This window comes from Candidatus Schekmanbacteria bacterium RIFCSPLOWO2_02_FULL_38_14 (assembly GCA_001790855.1).
GTDB lineage: Bacteria > Schekmanbacteria > GWA2-38-11 > GWA2-38-11 > GWA2-38-11 > 2-02-FULL-38-14-A.
This window is the reverse complement of sequence record MGDH01000001.1, coordinates 48,165-72,890: the sequence shown is the minus strand read 5'-3', so window position 1 is coordinate 72,890 and position 24,726 is coordinate 48,165. Positions and strand designations below refer to the sequence as shown.

27 protein-coding genes are annotated in these 24,726 nt (G+C 38.9%); 23 read left to right on the top strand and 4 right to left on the bottom strand.

The window, feature by feature from the left end; genetic code table 11:
• Positions 1–59: 59 nt before the first annotated feature.
• Both A3H37_11940 and A3H37_11935 read right to left on the bottom strand, forming a co-directional pair.
• A complete protein-coding gene (locus A3H37_11940; GenBank protein OGL51751.1) occupies positions 60–1,223 on the bottom strand; it encodes a cysteine desulfurase NifS in 1,164 nt (387 codons plus the stop codon).
• 114 nt (positions 1,224–1,337) lie between these two features.
• Positions 1,338–1,802: a hypothetical protein gene (locus tag A3H37_11935; protein ID OGL51750.1), complete on the bottom strand. Its 465-nt coding sequence runs from the start codon at positions 1,800–1,802 to the stop codon at positions 1,338–1,340.
• A gap of 181 nt (positions 1,803–1,983) precedes the next feature.
• Here A3H37_11935 and A3H37_11930 point away from each other — a divergent pair, with 181 nt between their 5' ends.
• The 8 genes from A3H37_11930 to A3H37_11895 all read left to right on the top strand — a co-directional run bounded on the left by A3H37_11930 (position 1,984) and on the right by A3H37_11895 (position 8,158).
• Positions 1,984–3,579: a hypothetical protein gene (locus tag A3H37_11930; GenBank protein OGL51749.1), complete on the top strand. Its 1,596-nt coding sequence runs from the start codon at positions 1,984–1,986 to the stop codon at positions 3,577–3,579.
• Between the two features lie 21 nt (positions 3,580–3,600).
• A complete protein-coding gene (locus A3H37_11925) occupies positions 3,601–4,146 on the top strand; it encodes a hypothetical protein (GenBank protein OGL51748.1) in 546 nt (181 codons plus the stop codon).
• Between the two features lie 18 nt (positions 4,147–4,164).
• Entirely contained in the window at positions 4,165–5,193 is a 1,029-nt protein-coding gene (locus tag A3H37_11920) for a rod shape-determining protein (GenBank protein OGL51747.1), read from the top strand.
• 13 nt (positions 5,194–5,206) lie between these two features.
• A complete protein-coding gene (locus A3H37_11915) occupies positions 5,207–6,040 on the top strand; it encodes a rod shape-determining protein MreC (GenBank protein ID OGL51746.1) in 834 nt (277 codons plus the stop codon).
• Positions 6,041–6,043: 3 nt separating this feature from the next.
• A complete protein-coding gene (locus tag A3H37_11910) occupies positions 6,044–6,532 on the top strand; it encodes a rod shape-determining protein MreD (protein OGL51745.1) in 489 nt (162 codons plus the stop codon).
• A 95-nt stretch (positions 6,533–6,627) separates the two neighbouring features.
• A complete protein-coding gene (locus tag A3H37_11905; GenBank protein ID OGL51744.1) occupies positions 6,628–6,846 on the top strand; it encodes a hypothetical protein in 219 nt (72 codons plus the stop codon).
• Between the two features lie 229 nt (positions 6,847–7,075).
• The gene (locus A3H37_11900; protein OGL51743.1) at positions 7,076–7,567 is read left to right on the top strand and encodes a hypothetical protein; all 492 of its coding nucleotides are present in this window, start codon (positions 7,076–7,078) and stop codon (positions 7,565–7,567) included.
• 111 nt (positions 7,568–7,678) lie between these two features.
• On the top strand, positions 7,679–8,158 hold the full coding sequence (locus tag A3H37_11895; protein OGL51742.1) for a hypothetical protein: 480 nt from the start codon (positions 7,679–7,681) through the stop codon (positions 8,156–8,158).
• Positions 8,159–8,206: 48 nt separating this feature from the next.
• Here A3H37_11895 and A3H37_11890 read toward each other — a convergent pair whose 3' ends face one another.
• Together A3H37_11890 and A3H37_11885 are read right to left on the bottom strand one after the other, a co-directional pair.
• Positions 8,207–9,862 carry a hypothetical protein gene (locus A3H37_11890; protein OGL51741.1) on the bottom strand — a complete coding sequence of 552 codons (1,656 nt, stop codon included), beginning with the start codon at positions 9,860–9,862 and terminating at the stop codon, positions 8,207–8,209.
• A 19-nt stretch (positions 9,863–9,881) separates the two neighbouring features.
• Complete coding sequence (locus A3H37_11885; protein ID OGL51740.1) at positions 9,882–10,715, bottom strand: hypothetical protein; 834 nt, start codon at positions 10,713–10,715, stop codon at positions 9,882–9,884.
• Positions 10,716–10,899: 184 nt separating this feature from the next.
• On the opposite strand from A3H37_11885, the gene A3H37_11880 reads away from it, so the two are divergent.
• The 15 genes from A3H37_11880 (at position 10,900) to A3H37_11810 (ending at position 24,636) form a co-directional block, all read left to right on the top strand.
• On the top strand, positions 10,900–11,100 hold the full coding sequence (locus A3H37_11880) for a hypothetical protein (protein OGL51739.1): 201 nt from the start codon (positions 10,900–10,902) through the stop codon (positions 11,098–11,100).
• Positions 11,101–11,144: 44 nt separating this feature from the next.
• A complete protein-coding gene (locus tag A3H37_11875) occupies positions 11,145–11,840 on the top strand; it encodes a tRNA (adenosine(37)-N6)-threonylcarbamoyltransferase complex dimerization subunit type 1 TsaB (protein ID OGL51738.1) in 696 nt (231 codons plus the stop codon).
• Between the two features lie 46 nt (positions 11,841–11,886).
• The gene (locus tag A3H37_11870; protein OGL51737.1) at positions 11,887–12,330 is read left to right on the top strand and encodes a ribosomal-protein-alanine N-acetyltransferase; all 444 of its coding nucleotides are present in this window, start codon (positions 11,887–11,889) and stop codon (positions 12,328–12,330) included.
• A 142-nt stretch (positions 12,331–12,472) separates the two neighbouring features.
• The gene (locus tag A3H37_11865; protein OGL51736.1) at positions 12,473–12,712 is read left to right on the top strand and encodes a hypothetical protein; all 240 of its coding nucleotides are present in this window, start codon (positions 12,473–12,475) and stop codon (positions 12,710–12,712) included.
• Positions 12,713–12,796: 84 nt separating this feature from the next.
• Positions 12,797–14,452 carry a dihydroxy-acid dehydratase gene (locus A3H37_11860; GenBank protein OGL51735.1) on the top strand — a complete coding sequence of 552 codons (1,656 nt, stop codon included), beginning with the start codon at positions 12,797–12,799 and terminating at the stop codon, positions 14,450–14,452.
• Positions 14,453–14,616: 164 nt separating this feature from the next.
• Entirely contained in the window at positions 14,617–16,302 is a 1,686-nt protein-coding gene (locus A3H37_11855) for an acetolactate synthase, large subunit, biosynthetic type (GenBank protein ID OGL51734.1), read from the top strand.
• Positions 16,303–16,341: 39 nt separating this feature from the next.
• Positions 16,342–16,830: an acetolactate synthase small subunit gene (locus A3H37_11850; protein OGL51733.1), complete on the top strand. Its 489-nt coding sequence runs from the start codon at positions 16,342–16,344 to the stop codon at positions 16,828–16,830.
• Between the two features lie 29 nt (positions 16,831–16,859).
• On the top strand, positions 16,860–17,864 hold the full coding sequence (locus A3H37_11845; GenBank protein OGL51732.1) for a ketol-acid reductoisomerase: 1,005 nt from the start codon (positions 16,860–16,862) through the stop codon (positions 17,862–17,864).
• A 135-nt stretch (positions 17,865–17,999) separates the two neighbouring features.
• Positions 18,000–18,635 (top strand): phosphatidylserine decarboxylase, encoded by a 636-nt coding sequence (locus A3H37_11840; protein ID OGL51731.1) that lies wholly within the window; start codon positions 18,000–18,002, stop codon positions 18,633–18,635.
• Positions 18,632–19,462: a CDP-diacylglycerol--serine O-phosphatidyltransferase gene (locus A3H37_11835; GenBank protein ID OGL51730.1), complete on the top strand. Its 831-nt coding sequence runs from the start codon at positions 18,632–18,634 to the stop codon at positions 19,460–19,462. The genes A3H37_11840 and A3H37_11835 overlap by 4 nt, the downstream gene beginning before the upstream one ends.
• Positions 19,452–20,981 (top strand): 2-isopropylmalate synthase, encoded by a 1,530-nt coding sequence (locus A3H37_11830; protein OGL51729.1) that lies wholly within the window; start codon positions 19,452–19,454, stop codon positions 20,979–20,981. The genes A3H37_11835 and A3H37_11830 overlap by 11 nt, the downstream gene beginning before the upstream one ends.
• Before the next feature lie 125 nt (positions 20,982–21,106).
• Positions 21,107–22,375, top strand: a complete 1,269-nt coding sequence (locus tag A3H37_11825; protein ID OGL51728.1) for a 3-isopropylmalate dehydratase large subunit — start codon at positions 21,107–21,109, stop codon at positions 22,373–22,375.
• Positions 22,376–22,409: 34 nt separating this feature from the next.
• The gene (locus A3H37_11820; protein ID OGL51727.1) at positions 22,410–22,898 is read left to right on the top strand and encodes a 3-isopropylmalate dehydratase small subunit; all 489 of its coding nucleotides are present in this window, start codon (positions 22,410–22,412) and stop codon (positions 22,896–22,898) included.
• 108 nt (positions 22,899–23,006) lie between these two features.
• Positions 23,007–24,095, top strand: a complete 1,089-nt coding sequence (locus A3H37_11815) for a 3-isopropylmalate dehydrogenase (GenBank protein ID OGL51781.1) — start codon at positions 23,007–23,009, stop codon at positions 24,093–24,095.
• Positions 24,096–24,216: 121 nt separating this feature from the next.
• Positions 24,217–24,636 (top strand): secondary thiamine-phosphate synthase enzyme, encoded by a 420-nt coding sequence (locus A3H37_11810; protein OGL51726.1) that lies wholly within the window; start codon positions 24,217–24,219, stop codon positions 24,634–24,636.
• Positions 24,637–24,726 lie beyond the last annotated feature (90 nt).

Below are 24,726 nucleotides of genomic sequence, written 5' to 3'. Positions count from 1 at the left end.
GATAGTATACTTTTTGGATTTAAAAAACCAGAAGATTTTATCTGAGAAAAAATTAAATATCACCCATACCACAATGGAGACATGCTTCTGAGTTTTTCAACAATCGGAGGTAAAATTTCCAGAAGATAATCTATATCCTCTGAAGTTGTAAAACGCCCGAAGCTGAATCTCAAAGAACCCTGAATATATCCAACAGGAACACCAATTGCTCTCAGAACATGAGATGGTTCGACAGAACCTGACGAACAGGCAGAGCCTGTTGATACTGCTATTCCCTTCAGGTCAAGGTTTATGAGAAGAGATTCCCCTTCTATTGCAAGAAACCCTACATTAAGGGTATTTGGCATGCAGTTCTCATAAGAACAGTTGATTCTTATTTTTGGGATTTTTTCCATTAATCCTTTGCAGAATTTCTCCTTAAGGCTCACAAGGTGCCTGAATTCCTCGTCCATATCTCTCATTGCGATTTCACAAGCCTTTCCAAGACCAACTATCCCGGCAACATTTTCAGTTCCTGCTCTTCTGCTTTTCTCCTGATGGCCTCCGTGAATCAGAGGATGCATATCTATTCCTCTTCTTACATACAACGCACCTGCGCCTTTTGGACCATAAAACTTGTGTGCAGAAAGTGAAAGGAAGTCAACGTTTATTTTGTTAACATCTATTGGTATTTTCCCTACTGTCTGAACAGCATCTGTATGAAAAAAAACTCCGTTTTTTCCTGCAATCCCCCCTATCTCTGAAATTGGCTGGATTACACCTATTTCATTATTTCCATGCATAATGGATATTATCAGGGTCTGGTCAGTAATTGCCTCTTTGAGTTCTGACAGATTTATCCTTCCATTTTCATTCACTGGCAGATATGTGATTCTGTATCCTGATTCCTCTAAAAAACTGCATGTGCTCAATATTGCAGGATGTTCTATGCAGGAAGTTATGATATGATTTTTTGCTTTGCAGTGAAAAGATACAAGCCCTTTTAAAACTAAATTATTGGATTCAGAACCACAACTGGTAAAAACTATTTCAGAAGCATCTGCTCCAAGAATTTTAGCAACCATTTCCCTTGCACTGTCAACTGCTGCCCTTGTCTCTCTTCCAAAGGTATGTACGCTTGACGGATTTCCATAACTCTCTTTGAAAAACGGCATCATTGCCTCAAGAACTTCAGAATGCACCGGAGTTGTTGCGTTATAGTCAAAGTAATAGACTTTCTTCAATTTTGTTACTCCTTTATTACAAGATTACAAAGATTAAATTCAGATTACTGTGATTTTCAAAATCTCCGGAATCTTTTAAAAAAATCTCTGTAATCAAAAAATATTTCTTAAATATCAGATATAAAATATGTAATCGTGGTCAAGAACCCCTTTTGTTTTTGTCTTTCCTCCCTCAGCAATCAAATCTGCAATGGTTATTGACTCTAGAAGCTGTGTTATCTGTATTCCTACTTTTTTCCATAGAATATAGGAAATGCAACCGCTCAGATGCTCACAGGCTTTTTCAGCATGGTCCTCATCAACGCAGAAAACAGGAGCCATAGAGATATCAAGCGCCTTTATGACAGACTTGATTGAAATCTCCTTAGAGGTTTTAAGAAGCCTATACCCCCCTTTTGGTCCCCTCATGCTTTGAACTATCTTTGCCCTCCGCAGTCTCACAAAAAGCTGTTCAAGGTAATTAAGAGGGATATGCTGCCTTTCAGAAATAGTAGACAGAGGGATATGTTTTCCTGTAAAATTAACTGCTATGTCAAGTAAAGCTTTTATAGCGTAATATCCTTTTGATGAAATCTTCATGGATAGATTTTAAAATATATATGACAAGTTTTGTCAAGTATAAAGAAACCGACAGCCCCTATTTTTAGCTTGACTTCACTGCTATTTCTTAGCATAGTGAAAAGATTAAAAATATGACTGATTTTCTTGCCAAAACAAACAAGACAAAACAGGAAAAATATTATCAAAAGGATACCTTAAAGTGCCTAAAAAAATATTAGGAATAGACATAGGCTCAAGTTCAATCAAGCTTGTACAGCTTTCAAAAAGCTTAAGAGGAATATCCACTGCAAAATTTATTGAAAAACCTATCCCTCATTTAGAAACTGATGAAACAGCAGACCCGGGACTTCCAAAACAGGAAGTAGATATTCCCAAGATTCTGAAAGATGCAATTGAGCAAAATCTCCTGGTCTCTGACGAATATATATCATCTATTCCGTCTAAATTTGCAATGGTGAGAGAGGCAACCCTCCCATTTAAAGATGCTGCAAAAATCAGACAGATAATAAAATTTGAGATTGAGCAGTCGCTCCCCTTTCCCACTGATGAAACACTGGTTGACTTTTTAAGCAACGGAGGTGACTCAGGAGGCTCAACGGTAACTGCTTTTTGTGTCCATAAACGCAACATATCAAACCACCTTTCAGTTCTGAATGCTGCAGGAATTGAACCAAAGCTCGTAACCATTGATTCTTTTCCAATATTGAGTGCTTTGAAGTCTTCGCTTGGAAGCCTTTACGGAGTAATATGCCATATTGAGATTGGAGCCAAAAACACTGTCATCAATATTTTCAGGGACGGGAATTTTCTCTATAACAGAACCATACCAAAAGCAGGAAACTTTCTGACAGAAAAACTCAGAGAGCACTTTAAAGCCTCTTTTGAAGAAGCAGAAAATCTGAAAAAAGACCCTGATGTTGACATTACTGCAGCAGAGCCGTCAGAAGCCACTCAGGTCATTTTAAAAGCATTTGAAAAAATTGCATCAGAAATATCCTATTCACTAAACTCTTTTCTTGCAAGAAAGAGCAAATATTCAATAGATAAAATCTATTTAAGCGGAGGAACTTCCTGCATTAAAGGCATCGGCACTTTTTTGCATAACCGTTTAAATGCTGAAATTCAATTACTAATACCAAAGTTATCCTCTGATACCCAAAAAAACGGGAATCTGTCACATCTGAACTATTCAGTATTCCCTATTGCATTTGGGCTTACAAACCTCGAAACTGACGACAAGCTCAAAAGAATAAATCTGCGCAGGGAAGAATATGTTTTTAAATTTATTGATAAAAGGATAAAAACAAACATTAAATATGCCAGCGCTCTTGCAGCTGCCATCATAATTCTAAGCATATTTAATTTGGCTTTTGACCTGTTCCAGAAAAAAACAAAGAATAAAGAATTAGAGGACAAAATAGCCTCTGTTTACCACGAAATGGTACCCTCAGGCAAAGTAGTCAACGCCGCAGCTCAGGCTGAACAACAGATAGGGAAAATCAATGAGGAGTTCGAAAAGTTCCGGCAGGTAATGGAAATAAAATCTACTCCTCTTGAAGTAATGAGAGAACTAAGTACAATCATCCCAAAGGATTTCAAGGTTAAAATACTTGATTTCTCTTTCAGGGAAAAAAAGCTTGAGATAAGAGGAGAAGCCGACAACCTTGAATCCGTGGACAAACTGGAAAAGATTCTGAAATCATCTTCTCTTTTTAAAGATATAAAGATAAGCAATATCCAGATGAACCAGATTCAAAACATTGCTGAATTCACTCTGGATATTAATTTAAATTAAATATAATCTGAATCTCTGACAATGGAATTATTAAAACTATTAAAACTTGACAAGCTTTCAAAAAGAGACATTTATCTTCTGTCAGGAATAACATCTTTTCTTGTTATTATTTTTCTGTACTGGATATTTTCTGTCTCGCTCTTTAAACCCCTTGCCCAGAACGAAAAAAAATTCAGGAATAATCTTGATAGCGTAAAAAAGATAGAAGCAATAAAGAAAGAATACGAAAAGCTTAACTCAAGACTTTCAGCCTTCAAAGGAAGGCTTCCGGACAAAAGCTTTAACCTTGCCTCATATATTCTCAGTCAGATTGAAACACTGAAGCTTAATGGCAAGATGCAAAACCTGAAACCTTATTTTAACAAAATTGGCAGCTATGAGGAAGTATCTGTAAAATTTTCTCTTGAAGGAGTAACTGCTGAAGAGTTGACAAAATTTCTTTATCAGATTGATAATTCTCCTTACCTGTTATATACTGAGCAGCTTCAGGTTAAGCCTGAAAGCTATGAAAAACTTTTTTTATTGAATGCAAGCTTTAAAATTCAAACTTATATCATCGAAAGATAAAATCGTGAAGAGGTGAAAATGATTCTTAATTATCTTATAGGAAAGTTTTCCAATGATTTGGCTATAGACCTTGGAACTGCAAATACCCTGGTATATGTAAAGGGAAAAGGAATAGTTTTAAGCGAACCCTCAGTTGTTGCAATAAATAAAAATACAAACCGTGTTCTTTCTGTCGGGAGAGAAGCCAAAGAGATGCTGGGAAGGACTCCCGGAAACATCATAGCTGTCAGACCTATGAAAGACGGAGTAATTGCTAATTTTGATTTGACTGAAGCTATGCTTAAATATTTCATAAGAAAGGTGCACAACAGAAATACACTTGTCAGGCCAAGAATAATCATAGGAGTTCCGTCAGGGATAACACAGGTAGAAAAAAGGGCAGTCCGGGATTCAGCCAAGCAGGCAGGAGCAAGAGAGGTCTATCTGATAGAAGAACCGATGGCAGCTGCAATAGGAGCCGGAATGCCCATTGAAGAACCTTCGGGAAATATGATTGTAGATATAGGAGGAGGAACTACTGAAGTAGCTGTAATATCTCTTTCTGGAATTGTTTACTGCAAGTCAGTCAGGGTTGGAGGAGACGAGATGGATGAAGCCATTGTCTCCTACATAAAACGCAAGCATAACCTGTTGATCGGTGAAAGAACCGCTGAACAGATAAAAATAGCTATCGGTTCTGCTTATCCGATGGAGGAAAGGAAAACAATTGAAGTAAAAGGAAGGGATTTAATAGCCGGTATTCCTAAGACAATCTCCATAACAGATGAAGAAATAAAAAGTTCCCTTGCAGAACCAATATATACAATAATTGATACTGTGAGAATCGCGCTTGAAAGAACACCTCCTGAGCTTGCAGCAGATATTGTGGACAGAGGAATTATCCTTGCAGGAGGAGGTTCCCTGCTCTCAGGACTTGATATTCTTTTAAAGGAAGAAACCGGGCTTCCAATAAAAATGGCTCAGGACCCCCTTTCTGCGGTAGTCCTCGGAACAGGAAGAGCGCTGGATTCTCTTGACCTCTTAAAAAAGGTTGCACTTCAGAACTAAACCCTGAATCCTAATGCTTGAATTTTTACGTAAGCACAGAAATAAAATAATTCTGCCTTTTTCACTCCTGATATACGGGATTTTTTTCCTCCTTAACACCACTGACATCTATTTTTCTGCCCTCAGCATCTTCTCCCCCGTAGAAAAGGTAATCACTGAAATAACAAAAGAGATAGAAGGGTACTGGTACGGTTATATCTTTCTTGTAGATACTGAAAGCGATAATTTAATCCTTCGCAAAAAGCTGAAAGATTTGGAAAAACTGAAATACTCATTTGAAGAGTTAAGAAAAGAGAACCAGACGCTCAAAGAATTTCTTTCATTCAAGAGAAACACAGAAATAAGGAGTTCAGGGGCTTCAGTTATTTTCAGGGGAGCATCAAGTGAGTCAGAGACAGTTTTTATTGACAAGGGAACAAAAAGCGGTGTTGTAAAAAATATGGTGGCTGTTTTGCCTGAAGGGATTGTTGGCAAGGTTGTAAAAGTTTCAAAATCCCTCTCCATGGTTTATCTTATTACCCATCCAAACTCTTCTGTAGATGCCATCATACAGAGAACAAGAGACAGGTGTGTTTTTCAGGGCGGAAATCCCTGCAAGCTGAAATATCTTGATTACAACGCTGATGTAAAAACAGGCGACATTGTATTATCTTCAGGACTTGGGGGTGTTTTCCCAGGAGGATTTCCTCTCGGGAAAATACTAAGAGTTGAAAAAGATTCCTCTGGTTTTTTTCTGAATGCTGATGTAGCTCCGATTGCAGACTTGTCGCATCTGGAAGAACTACTGATTCTTGAAAATCCCCATCAACTTGAAATTGAGCAGCTAAAGAAAAACTCGGGGCAGTGAACTATGGCTCTTATATTTTCTGTTTTACTGTTTCTTGCAATCCTTCTTCAAACCAATATCTTTCCGTCGCTTTTACACACAAACATAAAACCTGATATTTTTCTCTCATTAACCATTTACGCAAGTCTTTTCTTTGAATCATCCAGAGGTATCGTTTATGGCTTTATATCAGGGATGCTCCTTGATATCTTTTCAGGAGGAGCCATTGGTTCCAACACTTTCTCATTAATGATTGTGGGCTTGCTTGCTGAAAATATTAAAAACTTTGTGCTCCTTGAGAATATTCCTGCCCAAGCCCTTCTTGTAACAGCCTCAACTCTTTTTCAGTGGACCATTGCATTCATTTACAGGGGAACTTTGCAATTAACCCTTGATTCTATATTGGGAATAACATATTTTCTTTCTGCTCAAGTCCTGCTTAATCTTGTTTCCGCTTTCATATTATTCTTCCTACTTGATTCTTTGAAACAAAAACAATCCCTGAGAATATAAATAATTATTTTGACAAATATTTTTTTTACCATTAAATTTTATATAAATATAAACACTAAAATAATTTATGATAAATTTAACAGGGAGCTACTGAAATGAGAGAACAGGTGGAAAGAGCCATTAATATTATTAAACCTGCCCTGAGGGCTGATGGAGGAGATTTGGAGCTTGTTGATGTTAAGGACGGAATAGTAACAGTAAGGTTTCTCGGGGCTTGTGCCGGATGTCCAAGCTCTCAAATGACCCTGAAAATGGGCGTTGAAAGAAGGTTGAAAGAAGAGGTTCCTGAAATAAAAGAGGTTATAGCCGTTTAAAACCCTCTTATAAAAAATAAGAATGCCTGCTTTTCTTAACCTTATTTGCCCTGAAGAAATAACCAAGATAAGGAATATCCCCGAGCAATGGAATCTGGCTTACTGCATTTTCCTTTCTCTCTTTATTAAAAAATTTGACAAGACATAAACCGTGTGCTAACTAATTCAAGAAAATTCCATAAAACAAATTTTTGCAAACTATAAACTATAATTTCAAGGAGATAAGATTATGAAATTGCCAACACCTGAGCAGATACCAATTGAAGTTCAGAAGGAAAAACTGGCAAGCCAGTTGGCTTCTGAAAAAATAAATCTCTATCTTGATTTAAAAAAGATTCTTGGCGGGGAAAAAGGCAAAGAAGTTTTTAAAAAGCTCTATGATGAGGGAATAAAAAGAATCAGAAAAAATTTTCCTGGCGGAAAACTCCCGGTAGCAGAATTAATGAAAAGAGAGCTTGTAAGTTTTCCCGTGCTCGGATTCCAGCTCTGGATAGAGCAGAAACAGGAAAACGGCGAAGAAGTGTTTTATGAACATCTTACAAAATGTCCGTTCCTTGAACTGACAAAAAAGATGGGATTAAGTGAAATCCCCTGCGATTTTCTCTGCGACTATGATGTAGAACTTGCCATAAGAGACAAAAGAGGAAAATGGGAAGTTCTTTCAAGAATGGGTGATGAAAAAAAGGAATGTATTTTCAAAATCAGAGAGTGGAAAGACTGAAAAATTATTACACAGATAAAAGACCAGAGCAACAATCTGCGTAATCTCTTATAAAATCTCTGTAATCTTTTTTGAAATCTTTGTAATCAATTTTTAAGAAGGAGTTAGCCCATGACCATCGAAAAAGGTAAAGAAATCCCTTGGGAAAAGCAAAGAGAGATGCTGATTGACAAATATGCTCTGAAACTTCCCCAGCTTCTTCAAAGCCTGATTGAACTTTATGGAAAGGACAAGGGAAAAGAGATATATGAAAAAATTTTTGAAGTAAATTTCCAGAAAAGGTCAGCCCAGTTTAAAGGCAAAGATGTTGGAGATATTATGATGGCTGAAGTAAATATATTTCCTACTTTTGGGTGGAAGATATGGGTTGATAAAAAAGAAGAAAATGGCGAGCCTGTCTGGTACGAGCATTTAGAAGTATGCCCTCATTTCGAAGCCACTAAAAAATATAAGATGAGCGACCCTTGTGAGGCAATCTGTGACATGGATTGTGTAATGGGCGAGAAATATAAGGTAGCAAAATGGCAGAGGGTAAAGCATATGCCTTCAGGCGACAATGAGTGCTGTTTCAGGATTACCAGATTTAAATAATCTAAAAAGTATGAGGCAAGAAAATGCCTTGCCTCAGACTTAAAGCTTCTATCCCTTATATTCCCGCATCAGATTATATATCTTCCCCTCAATAAACATCTCAACAAGGGCACCATCAAGATGATTATCTTTCGCCTCAAGTTTCAGGATATCAAGGGCTCTTTCAAAATCTGCTGCTTTTTTATAAGGCCTGTCAAAAGCTGTAAGAGCATCAAAAATATCAGAAACGGTCATCATTTTTGACTGGATTGGGATGCTGGGAGAAGTAAGTCTCAACGGATACCCCTCACCATTCAGTTTCTCGTGATGGGCATATGCTATTGACGGTACATTTTTCAGAGTTTTTGTCCATGGAATTTTACTAAGAAAATTAAATGTATGTGTTACGTGTGATTCTATTTCAAGACGCTCCTGCTCATTGAGACTCCCTTTCCTTGTTAATAAATTTTTTATCTCATTTGAGAAAAGATATGGTGACACAGCTCCTTCCATATCCCTGTATGTTTTCCTTGCAATCTCAAGTACTTCATCAAACCTTCCTTCTGGTATTATTGTGGGTTCATTTGCCTGTCTGATGCTCTGGAAACACAGTTCTGCTTCTTTTAAATTTTCAGCCAGCTCAAAATCTATTTGCTCAAACACCTCTTTGCAGCTTTCACCCTGATGAAACTGAAGATATTCAAGTTTTTTACTGAGAAATTCATTCTCTATGCTCTTTTTTATAAAATCAAACCTGCTTCTTATAAGCTCCATCTCAAAAGGATAGAGCTTCTTAGCCTTTACAAGCACATTCTCCCTGACCCCTACTTTGCCAAAATCATGAAGAACTGCCGCATATCTTATCTCTTTTATCTGTTCTCTGGTAAATTTAATATCCCTGAACTTTCCTCTGTCTGCCCTGTCAACAAGCTCTGCCATCCCCACAGTCATGATTGAAACCCTGGCTGAGTGACCCGAGGTTGTAGGGTCTCTCTGCTCAATTGCTGTTACAGAAGCAGTCACAAAACCCTCAAAAAGCCTTTCAATATTCTTGCAAAGAAGGTTATTTTCAATGCAGACTGCTGCCTGACTTGCAAGGGAGCTTACAAGCTCGATTGATTTCTGGTCAAAAGGAACTACGTTTTCCTCTACACTATCAGGAGTAAGCTTTGTTTTCTTTGATTTCTTCCTGTTAATTAGCTGCAGAACTCCAATTATCTCCGAGAGATTATTTTGCATTGGAAGAACTAAAAGGGATTTTGTCCTGTATCCAAACCTTTCATCAAAGTTGCTGTTAAAAGAATATTCTTTTCCATTTGGAATCTGATATGCATCATCAAGGGTTAATATCTCTCCTGTTTCTGCAACAAAACCGGCAAGGCTTTTTCTGTCAATAGGAACTGTGAATTCCTTAAAAGCCTCAGCCTGTATGGAGTCATTCTGAGCAAGTTTAAAACGCAAAACCTTTCCGCCCTCCTCGCTCTCTTCAGCAAGATAAAGAGACCCGGCGTCAGAGGATGCAATCTCCCTGCTCTTTTGAAGTATCATCTCAAGCAACTTATCGTGGTCATGTTCAGATGAAAGAGCCACGCCTATTTGGTTCAGCTCTTTAAGATTGTGTGAAAGAAGCTTAATTTCTTCCTGAAGCCTGTTATGCTCTGTTTCAGAAAAACTCTGCATTGGTTTGGTTTTTAGTTCCAAAAACTTGCTCAATCCTATCTTCAAACTCTTTATTTTTGAATTTTTAAAGCTCTATCTCCATTCCCTCATAGGCAGCATAAGACTCTTTAAATTCAGCCTGAGCCTTTTTCTCAAGCATATTAATAAAATCATCATCGTGGTCAGGGTCATGATGGAATAAAATAAATTTTTTCACCCCTGCTTCCTTTACAAGCTTTAACCCCTGAGTCCATGTGGAATGGCCCCATCCTGTTCTGGGAAAACCCTTTGCACCTGAATATTCCTCATCTGTATAGTTGCAGTCATAAACCATCACATCAGCATTTTTTGCAATTTTTAAAACTAATGGGTCTATGCAGTTATAATGTTCTGTATCTGTTGCATATACAAATGATTTTCCATTATATTCAACTCTGTATCCGAGGCATCCTCCGGGATGATTTAGCTGGCCAATCCTTATTTTAACATCCCCTTTATCTATTACACCATCCCTTCTGATTTCAATGAAGTTGATTTTGGAGTCCATCTGGTTGAGGGAAACAGGAAAATAAGGGAATATTACCTGCCCTGAAAATAATTGTTCAAAGGAATAGGAAAGCTTTGACTCGCCATACATATTGATAACAAATTTCCTGCTGTATGCAGGCAAGAAGAAAGGAAACCCATGAATATGGTCCCAGTGAAAATGTGAAAAAAGAAAATTTATTTCTTTAACCGGTTCTTTCACGATTTTCTTCCCAAGCATCCTCAGGCCGCTTCCGGCATCAAAAATATAAATCTCATTTCCGCATCTCACTTCCACGCAAGGAGTATTGCCACCGTACTTTAATGTTGTTTCCCCGGGAGTACATATACTCCCCCTGACTCCCCAGAACCTGATTTTAAAATCTTTTGACATAACAACTCCTTATTTAAAAGGTCACAGATGAAAGGTTAGATTGTTATCACCCTTACTGATTTTTTAAAATGTCGCATAATGGAATATATAGTTTTTTGTTTTTGATAATATAATAAAATCCCAAAAAGTCAAACAACTTTGTATGAAAGGTGAAACATATTTTATATACCTAATACCTCTACGAATGAGAGAGATTCCCTGCAACCTTTCATCCCCGTGCTTCCGCACAGGGTATTCAGAATGTAGAAACACACCTTTGAAAGAACATGAAAGAATAAGCTGTTGCAAAAAATCTGGTTATCAGTTAAGTAATCATACAAAGCGGGGTTTTTCAACCCTGCTTTTTTACATTGAGTTTATTTTGGCTTTCACCTTTGACTCCTGAATTTTGACATTTGAACTTAATCTCTGAATACCAAGAAAGAAACCATGAACATTCTTGCAATTGAGGCATCGACAAAGACAGGAAGTTGTGCCGTATTTGGGAATGAGGGGCTTCTTGGAGAACTCACTCTCAACACTGACGCTACACACTCTGAAAAGCTTATGCCGGCAATAATCAGTCTGATGGGCTCACTGCAACTTGCCTTTAAGGATTTAAATGGTGTAGCTGTTTCCGTTGGACCAGGCTCGTTCACAGCCCTGCGAATAGCTATCAGCACTGCAAAGGGTATTGCCTTTTCAGCAAATATCCCTCTGATAGGAGTTCCGACCCTGATGGCTTTAGCTGAAAAAGTAGCGGATTTTGATTCTGTAATATGCCCTTTTCTTGATGCAAGAAAAAAAGAAGTATATTTTGCCCTTTATAAAAGGGATAAAGACGGCAATTTATTACAGTTAAAGGAAGAAACTGTAGGAAGTGTGGAAGAGATGTGCAGAAATATAAAGACTAAAACTGTTTTTTTAGGGAATGGAATTGAAGTTTATGGAGAAAGGGTAAGACAGATTTTAAAGAAAAAGGCTGTTTTTGTCTCTCAGGCTCAGAGTCTGCCAACAGCTTCAACAGTTGCAGGAATCGGATACAGGAAGCTTATAAATGACGATTATCCAAAGGATTTATCTTCAGTAAGACCAATTTATCTGAGACCCTCTGATGCAGAGTTGACTCTAAAAAGAAAGCATTGAAAAGCTCTTGAATGTCATTACGAGCAACAGCTTAGAATTCTCCGAGATGACCTATGATGACATGGATGAAGTCCTTGATATAGAAAAAACATCTTTCCCTTCACCATGGACCAGAACGATGTTTATTGCTGAGCTTGAAAGAAAGGGAATTTCGTTTAATTATATTGTAAGGACGAAGGATGCAGAGGTTAAAACCATACTCGGTTATATTGTATTCTGGTATCTTGGGGAAGAAGCGCAGATTGCAAATATTGCAACAAACCCTGAATACCTTAAAAGAGGGATAGGTGAAAAGCTGATGAGATTTTCTCTAAATAAAATCAGGGCGCTCGGGTCAAAAGAGGTATTTCTTGAAGTAAGAATGTCCAACCTGCCAGCCCAAAGCCTGTACAAAAAATTAGGCTTTGAAGTTTATGGAATTAGAAAAAAATATTACTCTGAAACAGGTGAAGATGCAATACTTATGTATAAACCCTTAGCAGGGTTGTAAATGTTATTATTTTTATTCTTGTTTTATTCTTGAAATTTTATCTTCCCTTTGTTACCTTGTGATAAGAGAAAATCCATTATTATTTTTACAAGCTATTAAACCTTTACCTCTTAGATAGTATTTTTTATAAGGAGTCAAAGATATGGAGGACATAGAATCGCTTATAAAAACTTTAAAGTCACAGAACGAGGAGTACAGAAATCTTGAAAAATCTCACAAAGAGTACGAGGAACAACTCAGGGAACTTGATAAAATCAGATATCCGTCTCCTGAAGAGACCATAGAAATAAACAGAATTAAAAAACTCAAGCTGCAGGGAAAGGATAGAATGGAATCCATTCTCAATGAGTTTAAAAGGAAATTAGAAACCAGCAGGGCATAACAGAGATTAAGGTTTACAAAGCCGCTTGATAAGCTGAATCCTTGAATCCTTTTGTTGCAAATTTCAAAGGGAAAAAACTGTATTATGAGAAGCGACAGGATAAAAAAAGGAATTGAGAGGGCGCCGCACAGGGCACTGCTCCACGCTACCGGTGTTCATCCCTCTGCATTAAAAAAACCATTCATTGGAATTGTTTCAAGCTTTACTGATTTGATACCCGGTCATATCGGAATGAGGGACCTTGAAAGATTTATTGAAAAAGGAGTGCATTCAGGAGGAGGTTATTCTTTCATCTTCTGTGTCCCGGGCATTTGTGACGGAATTGCAATGGGGCATGAGGGAATGAGTTATTCCCTTCCTTCAAGGGAATTAATAGCAGATATGATTGAAGCTGTTACAAAAGCCCATTCCCTTGACGGGCTGGTTCTCCTTACAAACTGCGACAAGATAACTCCGGGAATGTTAATGGCAGCAGCACGGCTGAATATTCCTTCAATACTACTTACAGCAGGTCCAATGATTACAGGCAGAATAAATGCAAAAAAAAGGCTCTCCCTTGTAAGGGATACCTTTGAAGGAGTTGGAAGATGCCAGAGTGGTGAAATCTCTGTTGACCAGCTTCACAGGCTTGAGATTGAAGCCTGTCCTGGTCCGGGCTCCTGCCAGGGTCTTTATACTGCCAACACAATGGCATGTGTTACTGAAACTCTCGGTATGTCTCTTCCGGGAACTGCCTGTGCCCTTGCAGGGCAGTCAAAAAAAAGAAGACTGGCTTATGAAAGCGGGGAAAGAATCATTGCGCTTGTAAAAAAAGGAATTACACCAAGAAAAATTCTGACAAGAAAAGCCTTTGAAAATGCCGTAAGAATTGACCTTGCCCTTGGTGGTTCAACAAATACAGTTCTTCATATTCTTGCAATAGCGCATGAAGCAGGAGTTAAAATAGACCTTGAGATTTTTGACAGGCTTGGATCTGAATCTCCGCATATCTGCTGCCTTGAGCCGGCAGGAAACCATTATATGGAAGACCTTGAATATGCAGGCGGAATACCGGCTGTGCTCTCAAGACTGAAAGAGAGGCTCTCTGACAACCCGACTGTCTCCGGCAAATCAATAATTAAAATCGCATCTGAAGCAGTGGTTTTTGATGATGATGTGATACGCCCCCTTGACCGCCCATACCACAAGGAAGGCGGAATTGCCGTCCTCAAAGGGAATCTTGCACCAGACGGCGCAGTTGTAAAGCAGGGGGCAGTTGATAAAAAATGTATGAAATTTACAGGTACTGCAATGGTTTTTGATTCTGAAGAAGATGCCATAAAGGCGATTCTTGGAAGAAAAATAAAACTAGGCAATGTTGTTGTCATAAGGTATGAGGGACCAAAGGGTGGTCCCGGAATGAGGGAAATGCTTCTTCCAACTGCTTCACTTATAGGAATGGGTCTTGGCGACAAAGTTGCCCTTATTACTGACGGAAGATTTTCAGGCGGGACAAGAGGACCGTGCATAGGACATATTTCCCCTGAAGCAATGGAAAAGGGCACAATCGGAATTGTTAAAAACGGAGATATCATTGAGATTGACATTCCTAAAAGAAATCTCCATCTCAGGCTCTCTGATAGAGAGATTAATAAAAGAAAAGAGAAAATGAAACTCAGGGAGCCAAAGATTAAAACCGGTTACCTTGCAAGGTATGCAAAATGCGTTCGCTCTGCAAATACAGGGGCAATAATGGAATGATAGAAGAAATGATTAAGATAAGAAAAATATTGCTTCGCGAATGCCAGCAATCAGGCTGTGTCATAATGTCATTGCGAGGGAGCAAAATGACCGAAGCAATCCCTTTATTAAGCTGAACGCTGATAGCTAACAGCTGATAACTAACTAAGGCTGAAAAACAAAAGATGAAAAAATTAAGTGGTGCAGAAATACTTATTGAGAGTCTTGTTAAGGAAGACGTCGAGTATATTTTTGGCCTTCCGGGGGCTGTGCTCTGTGATGTGTATGACAGTCTCTATGATTCATCAATAAAATTCATTCTCACAAGGCATGAACAGGCTGCTGCACATGCAGCAGACGGATATGCAAGGGCATCAGGAAAAACAGGAGTCTGCCTTGTAACATCAGGACCGGGTGCAACAAATATTGTAACCGGTATCGCAACAGCTTATATGGATTCTATTCCAATGGTTGCCTTTACAGGACAAGTACCAACCACAATGATAGGAGATGATGCCTTTCAGGAAGCTGATATAGTCGGTGTTACAAGAACAATAACAAAGCATAACTACCTTGTGAATGATGTCTCGGAACTTGCAAAGACAATAAAAGAAGCCTTCTATGTCGCTTCAACAGGAAGGCCCGGTCCTGTTCTTATAGATTTGCCAAAAGATATCATTTCAGGAAAAGCAGAATTCAAATACCCTTCAAATGTTGAAATAAGAGGATATAATCCAAATATACACGGTCATCCGGGTCAGATTGAAAAAATACTGGATGCAGTAGAACTGAGCAAGCGGCCTATAATTTATGCAGGAGGAGGAGTTATTTTGTCCGGAGCGTCAAAAGAGCTCCTTTCCTTTGCAGAAGCAACCCAAATTCCTGTTGCCAATACCCTGATGGGACTGGGAGGATTCCCGGGTTCACATAAACTATTTCTCGGAATGCTCGGGATGCACGGGCACTACTGGGCAAATATGGCAATAAGCCATGCTGATTTGGTAATTGCTGTTGGAGCAAGGTTTGATGACAGGGTAACAGGCAGGGTTGATAAGTTTGCAACTGATGCCAGGATAGTCCACATAGATATTGACCCCTCAGCAATAAGCAAAAATGTCAGGGTTGACATTCCAATTGTTGGCGATGCAAAAGAAGTATTAAAGGAATTGAACAGCAAACTGAAAGAAAGTCTGAAAGAGTTTCCTGACAGAAAGGAATGGTTTGAGGAAATTAACGGGTGGAAAAAAACTCATCCATTGAAATATAATAAAAAAAATGAATTAATCAAACCACAGTTTGTAGTTGAAAAGCTCTATGAGCTTACCAAAGGGAAAGCAATAGTTTGTACAGATGTTGGACAGCATCAGATGTGGTCTGCCCAGTATTTCAAGTTTGATGAACCGAGGACTTTTCTCTCATCAGGAGGACTCGGAACAATGGGGTTTGGACTTCCTGCATCAGTAGGCGCAAAGCTGGCGCAGCCAAAAAAGACAGTAATAAACATAACCGGTGATGGAAGTTTTCAGATGAATATGCAGGAACTTGCAACTGCTGTACATTACGGACTTCAGGTAAAAGTTGTTATACTCAATAACTGTTCATACGGAATGGTAAGGCAGTGGCAGAGTCTTTTCTACAAAAACAGATACTATGCAACTGACCTTCACGGAAATCCGGATTTTGTGAAGCTTGCAGAAAGTTTTGGAGCTGTTGGGCTTCGTGCAACAAAAGAAGAGGAAGTTGAGGATGTTATAAAAAAAGCCCTTGAAACTGACAGAACTGTTGTTATAGATTTCAGGGTTGACCGTGACGAGAAGGTATATCCAATGGTACCCGCTGGGGCGTCAATAAAGGAAATGATGATTGACTGAATGAAAATAACTTATTAGTCATAAGTTATTAGTTAATTTATGAGACACACAATATCAATTCTTGTAGAAAATAAATTTGGAGTCCTCGCAAGGGTCTCAGGGCTCTTTTCAAGCCGAGGCTTTAACATAGAGTCTCTTTCTGTTGGCGAGACAGCTGACCCTTCAGTATCAAGGATGACAATCGTAACAAAAGGCGACGACCAGATAATAGAGCAGGTTATTAAGCAGTTACGCCGTCTGATAGATGTTATTAAGGTCACAGATCTTTCTGAGGAAAGCTATGTTGAAAGGGAGCTTGTTTTAATCAAAGTCAATGCTGACTCCAAAAGCAGAACTGAAATGATGGAGATAGTGGATATTTTCCGCGGAAAAATTATAGATGTAAGCCCCAAAAGCTATGTAATTGAGGTTACAGGAGACAATGAAAAAATTGATGCAATCATCGGTCTTTTGAAACCCATTGGAATAAAAGAAATAGCAAGGACCGGAAGTGTTGCAATGAGCAGAGGAGTTAAAAAGGAAAAATAAAAAATTAAATTAATTTTTTAGGAGGAAACATGGCAAAGATCTATTATGAAAAAAATGCAGATATGAAGATGCTAAAAAACAAAACAATTTCTGTAATCGGATATGGAAGCCAGGGACATGCTCAGGCTCAGAATCTTAAGGATAGCGGACTCAATGTTGTAGTCAGCGAAATAGAGGGTTCTCCGCAATGGGAAAAAGCCAAGAAAGACGGAATGAAGGTCATGACCACAGGGGAAGCCGCAAAAACCGGAGACATAATCCAGATGCTTGTACCTGATGAACATCAGGGAGCTGTATATAAAAATTTCATTAAGGGAAATCTCAGGAAAGGTAAAGTTCTTGTCTTCTCCCATGGTTTTAATATCCATTACGGGCAGATTGTGCCTCCTGCTGATATTGACGTAATAATGGTTGCTCCAAAAGGTCCGGGACATCTTGTAAGAAGACTTTACACAGAAGGAAGAGGAGTTCCTGCGCTGATTGCCGTGTATCAGGATGCTTCCAAAAATGCAAAAAAGACTGCCTTGGCATATGCAAGAGGAATAGGCGCTGCAAGAGCAGGAATCATAGAAACAACATTTAAGGAAGAAACTGAAACAGATCTCTTTGGCGAGCAGGCAGTTCTATGCGGAGGAGCCACATCTCTTATAATGGCAGGTTTTGAGACTCTGATTGAAGCAGGTTACCAGCCTGAAATTGCGTATTTTGAATGCCTTCACGAATTAAAACTCATAGTTGACCTTATATATGAGGGCGGTATTGCAAATATGCGCTACTCAATAAGCAACACTGCAGAATACGGAGATTTGACAAGAGGTCCAAGAATAATCACTGATGAAACAAGGAAAGAAATGAAAAAGATTTTGTTAGAAATCCAGAGCGGAGAATTTGCGCGGGAATGGATACTTGAAAACCAGGCAAACAGGCCTGTCTTTAATGCCCTTGCCAGAAAAGGCTCTGAACACTTGATAGAAAAAGTTGGGAAAGAGCTCCGGAAGATGATGAGCTGGATAGGCAAGCCGGTAAATAAGTAAATAGTATTCAGTGAATAGCATTCAGTTTTAAAAACACGATAATCCCCCAATTTCTCCCTTCAAAAAAAGGGGGTTAGGGGAATTTGATTTTTATAAACTGTTAAACCTTTTTATAAAGAATTTTTCTGAAGTAACATGCATTCCCCAATAGCAAAAGAAGGCTTTTTTTTCATTATCCCCTTTGTAGCCGCATTTGTTCTGCTCCTGATTTTCAGCAGAAATTATGTTGCTTTAGTTATTATCTTTCTTATAACCTTCTTTTTGGTTTTCTTCTTCAGGGATCCTGTGAGAATAGCACCTGAAGGGGAAAATCTGATAATTGCACCTGCTGACGGAAAGATAATAAAACTTGAAAAGATTTATGAAAACAGGTATCTTAAAGAAAATGTAACAAAAATAAGTATTTTTATGTCTCTTTTCAATGTCCATGTAAACCGTGTTCCGGTTACAGGAACTGTTGAAAAGATTAATTACAACAAAGGCAAATTTATTTCTGCCTTTAAAGATAAAGCATCTCTTGACAACGAACAGAATTCTATAATTATAGATACAGGCAGAAGAAAAATAGTCGTTAAACAGATAGCCGGAATAATTGCAAGAAGAATCATTTGCCGGATTTCAGAAAAACAGAAGGTAAGAGCAGGAGAAAAGCTCGGGCTTATCTGCTTTGGCTCAAGAGCTGATATGTTTATCCCCGGAGAGATTGAAACGAAAATCAGGTTAGGAGAAACGGTAAAAGCAGGTAAAACCATCATAGGAGTTTTAAAATGAAAAAGGGAATTTATATATTGCCAAGCCTGTGTACAACAGGAAATGCCATATGTGGTTTCTACTCCATTGTGTCAGTCATAAACGGAATAACCCTCCACTCAGTAGGAGATATAGAAAGAGCAAAGAATGCTTTTATTTCATCTGCATATGCAATTATTTTTGGAATACTCTTTGATGGCTTGGACGGAAGGATTGCAAGGATTATGAAATCAACAAGCAGGTTTGGCTTGGAGTTTGACTCTCTTGCTGACCTTATAAGCTTTGGAATTGCACCAGGGCTTCTTGTGTACTGCTGGGCTTTAAGGCCCTATGGGAAGATTGGATGGCTTGCAGCTTTACTCTTTGTAATATGCGGCGCCTTAAGGCTTGCCCGCTTCAACACGCAGGCTTCAGAGGGAAAAAGCAGATATTTCACAGGACTTCCAATTCCGGCAGCAGCAGGAGTCATTGCAACTCTTATAATCTTCTATTTCAGCTACTGGGACTCTCTTAAAGGTTTTTTACGATACAGGGCAATAATCTCTGTAGTGGTTGTATATGTTCTGGCTTTCCTGATGGTAAGCACAATTAAGTTCAGAAGCCTTAAGGAATTTGATATTAAAAAAAGAAAGCCTTTTAATGTAGTGCTTGGGTTAATACTTTTTATATTTATAATAATAATGAAACCGCAAATAATGGTTTTTTTGATATCATGGAGTTATGCTGCCTTTGGTCTTTGTGAAGGCACTTATCTGTTTGTAAAGAGATTGACTTCAGCAAAAGAAGGACTGGAGGCAGAAAAAGCAATCTTCAGAAGAAGAAAAAAAGGGGTGACGCGTGAAGATTGAAATAATTAAAATTTTTGATACTACTCTGAGAGACGGGGAACAGTCTCCGGGGGCAAGTCTGAATATAAAAGAAAAGCTCCAGATGGCAAAGCAACTTGCAAAACTAAAAGTTGATATTATCGAAGCAGGCTTCCCTATTGCTTCTCCGGGAGACTTTGAAGCAGTAAGGGAAATAGCAAAATCAGTGAGAGGTCCTGTCATTACAGGGCTTGCAAGGGCGAAGAAAGAGGATATAGATATTGCGTGGAAGGCATTGAAGTTTGCTAAAAAGCCGAGAATACACACTTTTATTGCAACATCTGACATCCATATGAAGTACAAGCTTGAAAAATCAAAAGGCGAGGTTCTGAGCGATGCAGTAAAGTCTGTAAAACTTGCGAAAAAGTACACTGAAGACGTGGAATTCTCAGCAGAAGATGCATCCAGAAGTAACAGGAATTTTCTTGCTGAAGTAATTGAAGCGGCAATAGATGCAGGAGCAAACACAGTAAATATTCCTGATACAGTCGGATATGCAATGCCAACAGAGTTTGGAGAATTAATCAGGTATCTGAAAGAAAAGGTTTCAAACATAGACAGGGCAGTTATAAGCGTTCACTGCCATAATGACCTTGGGCTGGCAGTTGCAAACTCAATTGCTGCAATTGAAAACGGAGCAAGGCAGGTTGAGTGTACTGTGAACGGAATTGGTGAAAGAGCGGGAAATGCATCTATTGAAGAAATTGTAATGGGAATTTACACAAGAAAAGACATTCTCCCGTTTAAAACAAACATAAAAACTACTGAGATTTACAACTCAAGCCGTCTGTTTTCAAGATTAACCGGGCTTCATGTGCAGGTTAACAAAGCAGTTGTCGGGAAAAATGCTTTTGCACACGAAGCAGGAATCCATCAGCATGGCATGTTAAAAAAATCTCTGACCTATGAGATAATGACGCCAAAGCTTGTTGGCGTCAAGGAAACAAATCTCGTTCTGGGTAAACACTCAGGAAGGCATGCACTGGCGAGAAGATACAAGGAACTTGGATATGAGATGACAAAAGAAGAAATTGATAAGGCTTATACCATATTCACTGAACTGGCAGATAAGAAAAAAGTGATTTTCAATGAAGACCTTGAGGCGATTATTGATGATGAGATAAGAACCGTCCCTGAGATATTCCAGCTCGTAGGACTTCAGGCAATTAGCGGAGACAAAATCTCCTCAACTGCTACAGTGAAGATAAAGAAAGGCAACAAAATTTTTCAGGAATCTGCTATTGGCGACGGTCCTGTTGATGCATCATGCGTTGCAATTGACAAGATAACAAAGATAAAAGGAAAGTTTCTTGACTATTCGATTCGCTCCGTATCAGCAGGAAGAGAGGCTGTGGGTGAAGCTCTTGTGAAAGTAAAGTTCGGTGACAAAGTGGTAACAGGAAAAGCTGCAAGCACTGATGTTATTTTTGCAAGCGCCAAAGGATATTTAAACGCCCTTAATAAATTTTTGTCCAAAGATAAGGAGAAGAAAGGTATTTAAGGATTCTGATAGAAGGGTTTGAGGATTCCCCCTTGACCCCTCTTTAGAAAAGGTAGTAAAATCCCCCTTAATTCCCTCCTTTAGCAAAGGGGGGATAGGGGGATTTGATTTTCAAAGGAACTAACATGGGAATGACTATAACTGAAAAGATACTTGCGTCTCACGCCGATAAAAAAAAAGTACAGCCGGGCGAGATAGTAAACTGTAAAACAGATATCCTTCTTGGAAATGACATAACAGCTCCAATCTCCATCAATCTTTTTGAAAAGTCCGGAGCAAAGAAAGTCTTTGACAGAAATAAAATTGTCTTTGTTCCTGACCACTTTGCTCCAAACAAGGATATTGAGTCTGCAACACAGTGCAAAAAGCTGAGAGATTTTTCCCTGAAGCACAGGATAACAAACTATTTTGAAGTCGGGAGAATGGGAATCGAGCATGCCCTTTTGCCAGAAAAGGGAATTGTTCTGCCAGGAGACCTTGTTATTGGCGCTGACTCACACACCTGCACCTACGGGGCGCTTGGTGCATTTTCCACAGGAATCGGAAGCACTGACCTTGCAGCAGCAATGATAATAGGAAAGGTGTGGCTTAAAGTTCCGCAAACAATAAAATTTATTTTTTTCGGAAAACTCAATAAATGGGTATCAGGCAAAGATTTGATTCTCTACACAATAGGAAAAATAGGAGTTGATGGAGCAAATTACAGGGCAATGGAATTCTGTGGTGAAGCAATCAAAAGCCTCAATATGGATAACAGGCTTACAATATGCAATATGGCAATTGAAGCAGGCGCAAAGAACGGAATAATCGCTCCTGATGCAGAAACCCTGAGATATGTGAAGAAAAGAGCAAAGAGAAAGTATAAAATTTATAACAGCGACAAAGACGCCTCTTGCGAAGAGATACTTGAGTTCAACTGTACCAAAATTGAACCACAGGTGGCTTTTCCCCATTCTCCGGAAAATACAAAACCTGTGAGTGAAGCCGGAAAGATAAAAATTGACCAGGTAATAATCGGCTCATGCACAAACGGAAGAATTACAGACCTGATTGAAGCAGCAAAAATCCTTAAAGGCAAAAAAGTGAATCCCAATGTGAGGCTCTTAATATTCCCTGCAACACAGGAAATATACAAAGAGGCTATGAAAATGGGCATTATTGATATTTTCATTGATGCAGAAGCAGTTGTAAGCACGCCAACCTGCGGACCCTGCCTTGGAGGGCATATGGGTATACTTGCAGAAGGAGAAAGGGCTGTGGCAACAACAAACAGAAATTTTGTTGGAAGAATGGGACATGTGAAAAGTGAGATATATCTGGCAAGTCCTGCAGTAGCAGCAGCCTCTGCAGTCAAGGGCAGAATAGCAAGCCCTGAGGAAGTAGTAGGAAAATAGTTAGAAAAAGGGTTCGAGGATTCAAGGATCAAGAATGAAGCTTAAAGGCAATGTTTTTAAATACGGTGATGATGTTAATACTGATGAAATCATTCCTGCAAGATATCTTAACACATCTGACCCAAAAGAGCTTGCAAAGCACTGCATGGAAGACATTGATAAAGATTTTGTCACAAAGGTAAAATCCGGAGACATAATCGTTGCAGAAAAAAACTTTGGATGTGGTTCTTCAAGAGAGCATGCACCAATTGCAATAAAGGCAGCAGGAGTTTCCTGTGTAATAGCAAAATCATTCGCAAGGATATTCTACAGGAACTCAATAAACACAGGGCTGTCAATCCTTGAATGTGCTGAAGCTGCTGAGGAAGCAGATAGTTTTGATAAAATGGAAGTAGATTTAGATAGAGGAATAATCAGAAATTTGACAAAAGGAAAAACTTATAACTCTCAAGGTTTTCCAAAATTTGTTCAGGGAATCATCAAAGCAGGAGGGTTGATGAAGTGGGTAAGAAAGAAGAAGTGACTGAACTTACTGAGAAATTGTTGTCCGTTTGTGGCAGGACAGGCGTCCCGCCTGTCCAAAAGAATATTCTCTAAAAAGAAGAATAAGTATAGAATCAAAATTAAAGATATGAGAAGAGATTTATCATATAAAATCGCTATTCTCTCTGGTGACGGAATAGGTCCTGAAGTTATGGATGGAGGTTTGCAGGTATTAAAAGCTGCAGAAGAAAAATTTGATATCAGATTTGAACTTTTCCACGCCCTGATAGGCGGTTCAGCCATAGATAAAAAAGATAATCCTCTGCCACCTGAAACCCTTAAACTCTGCAAAAATTCTGACGCAGTTCTTCTTGCAGCAGTTGGAGGACCGAAATGGGACAAGCTTAACCCTTCTGAAAGACCTGAAAGCGGACTTTTAAGACTGAGAAAAGAACTTGGAGTTTATGCAAACCTCAGGCCTGCAAAAATATTTCCCGGTATGGAGAAAAGCTCCTCCTTGAAAAAAGAGGTAATAAAAGACGTTGACCTGATTGTTGTCAGGGAACTTTCTGGAGGATTATATTACGGAAAACCACGGGGAATTAAAAAAATAAAAAATGGTCATCAGGCAATTAATACAATGTCATATTCAACACAAGAAATTGAAAAAATAGCAAGGGTTGCCTTTCAGATTGCAAGGAAAAGAAGAAAAGAAATCACCTCTGCTGACAAGGCAAATGTCCTTGAATGTTCACAACTGTGGAGAAAAACTGTAACTGAATTGAGCAGAGATTATCCTGATGTAAAGCTCCGCCACCTCTATGTTGATAACTGCTCAATGCAGCTTGTGAAAAATCCCAAGCAGTTTGATGTAATACTTACTGAAAATCTTTTTGGCGACATCCTAAGCGATGAAGCTGCAATGCTCACAGGCTCAATCGGAATGCTTCCTTCTGCAAGTATTGGAGACAAAGTCGGACTCTACGAGCCTGTTCACGGAAGCGCCCCAGACATAGCAGGAAAAAACAAGGCAAATCCCATTGCAATGATTCTGTCAGTTGCTGATATGTTCAGATACTCTTTCGGACTTGAAAATGTTTCAGCAGCAATTGAAAATTCTGTTAAAGCTGTTATCAAAAAAGGATACCGTACACCTGACATCATGGAAGAAAAGAAAAAGCCTGTTGGTACAAAAGAGATGGGGGAACTGATAACTCAGGAATTGTTGAAGTGTTAATATGTTAGAAAGTTATTCCCTCCATACCCCCTTTAGAAGGGGGGCAAGGGGGGATTTGATTCTCACTTGAGCTCTTGACCCCTAAACCCATTGAACCCTTTCTTGCAAGATAGATAGTATTATGAATGTTTTAAGCGAAGATATTTCTGTAAGTACCAGAGGCTATTGCGATATAATTGATATTACACCTCAGGTATGCCAGAAAATTAAATCCTCAGGAATCAAAAACGGTATTGTCACTCTTTTTATCTCCGGCTCAACAGGTGCAATCACTACAATTGAATATGAATCAGGAGTAGTAAACGACCTGAAAGATGCTATTGAAAAAATTGCCCCTCAAAATATCCCTTATAAACATGATGCCCGATGGGGAGACGGCAACGGGTTTTCCCATGTAAGGGCAGCACTTCTTGGAGCATCCTTTTCTGTGCCTGTAAAAGACGGAAAACCAACCCTTGGAACATGGCAGCAGATAGTTTTTATTGATTTTGACAACCGTTCAAGAAAACGGAATATTGTAGTACAGATAATAGGAGGATAGAACATCTGTTAACAACCTGTTGGAAAAGACTTAAAATGTCATTGCGAGGAGTAAAACGACGAAGCAATCTCGTTTTGAAGAAGACAACTA

What these genes read in the sequence shown, in the direction of transcription:
- A3H37_11885 (OGL51740.1), bottom strand. Translation starts at nt 10,715, where the DNA reads ATGTCAAAAGATTTTAAAATCAGGTTCTGGGGAGTCAGGGGGAGTATA.
- A3H37_11815 (OGL51781.1), top strand. Translation starts at nt 23,007, where the DNA reads ATGAGAAGAGATTTATCATATAAAATCGCTATTCTCTCTGGTGACGGA.
- A3H37_11855 (OGL51734.1), top strand. Translation starts at nt 14,617, where the DNA reads ATGAAAAAATTAAGTGGTGCAGAAATACTTATTGAGAGTCTTGTTAAG.
- A3H37_11875 (OGL51738.1), top strand. Translation starts at nt 11,145, where the DNA reads ATGAACATTCTTGCAATTGAGGCATCGACAAAGACAGGAAGTTGTGCC.
- A3H37_11850 (OGL51733.1), top strand. Translation starts at nt 16,342, where the DNA reads ATGAGACACACAATATCAATTCTTGTAGAAAATAAATTTGGAGTCCTC.
- A3H37_11865 (OGL51736.1), top strand. Translation starts at nt 12,473, where the DNA reads ATGGAGGACATAGAATCGCTTATAAAAACTTTAAAGTCACAGAACGAG.
- A3H37_11870 (OGL51737.1), top strand. Translation starts at nt 11,887, where the DNA reads ATGACCTATGATGACATGGATGAAGTCCTTGATATAGAAAAAACATCT.
- A3H37_11825 (OGL51728.1), top strand. Translation starts at nt 21,107, where the DNA reads ATGGGAATGACTATAACTGAAAAGATACTTGCGTCTCACGCCGATAAA.
- A3H37_11935 (OGL51750.1), bottom strand. Translation starts at nt 1,802, where the DNA reads ATGAAGATTTCATCAAAAGGATATTACGCTATAAAAGCTTTACTTGAC.
- A3H37_11905 (OGL51744.1), top strand. Translation starts at nt 6,628, where the DNA reads ATGAGAGAACAGGTGGAAAGAGCCATTAATATTATTAAACCTGCCCTG.
- A3H37_11860 (OGL51735.1), top strand. Translation starts at nt 12,797, where the DNA reads ATGAGAAGCGACAGGATAAAAAAAGGAATTGAGAGGGCGCCGCACAGG.
- A3H37_11920 (OGL51747.1), top strand. Translation starts at nt 4,165, where the DNA reads ATGATTCTTAATTATCTTATAGGAAAGTTTTCCAATGATTTGGCTATA.
- A3H37_11925 (OGL51748.1), top strand. Translation starts at nt 3,601, where the DNA reads ATGGAATTATTAAAACTATTAAAACTTGACAAGCTTTCAAAAAGAGAC.
- A3H37_11915 (OGL51746.1), top strand. Translation starts at nt 5,207, where the DNA reads ATGCTTGAATTTTTACGTAAGCACAGAAATAAAATAATTCTGCCTTTT.
- A3H37_11820 (OGL51727.1), top strand. Translation starts at nt 22,410, where the DNA reads ATGAAGCTTAAAGGCAATGTTTTTAAATACGGTGATGATGTTAATACT.
- A3H37_11895 (OGL51742.1), top strand. Translation starts at nt 7,679, where the DNA reads ATGACCATCGAAAAAGGTAAAGAAATCCCTTGGGAAAAGCAAAGAGAG.
- A3H37_11910 (OGL51745.1), top strand. Translation starts at nt 6,044, where the DNA reads ATGGCTCTTATATTTTCTGTTTTACTGTTTCTTGCAATCCTTCTTCAA.
- A3H37_11840 (OGL51731.1), top strand. Translation starts at nt 18,000, where the DNA reads ATGCATTCCCCAATAGCAAAAGAAGGCTTTTTTTTCATTATCCCCTTT.
- A3H37_11810 (OGL51726.1), top strand. Translation starts at nt 24,217, where the DNA reads ATGAATGTTTTAAGCGAAGATATTTCTGTAAGTACCAGAGGCTATTGC.
- A3H37_11845 (OGL51732.1), top strand. Translation starts at nt 16,860, where the DNA reads ATGGCAAAGATCTATTATGAAAAAAATGCAGATATGAAGATGCTAAAA.
- A3H37_11835 (OGL51730.1), top strand. Translation starts at nt 18,632, where the DNA reads ATGAAAAAGGGAATTTATATATTGCCAAGCCTGTGTACAACAGGAAAT.
- A3H37_11900 (OGL51743.1), top strand. Translation starts at nt 7,076, where the DNA reads ATGAAATTGCCAACACCTGAGCAGATACCAATTGAAGTTCAGAAGGAA.
- A3H37_11880 (OGL51739.1), top strand. Translation starts at nt 10,900, where the DNA reads ATGAGAGAGATTCCCTGCAACCTTTCATCCCCGTGCTTCCGCACAGGG.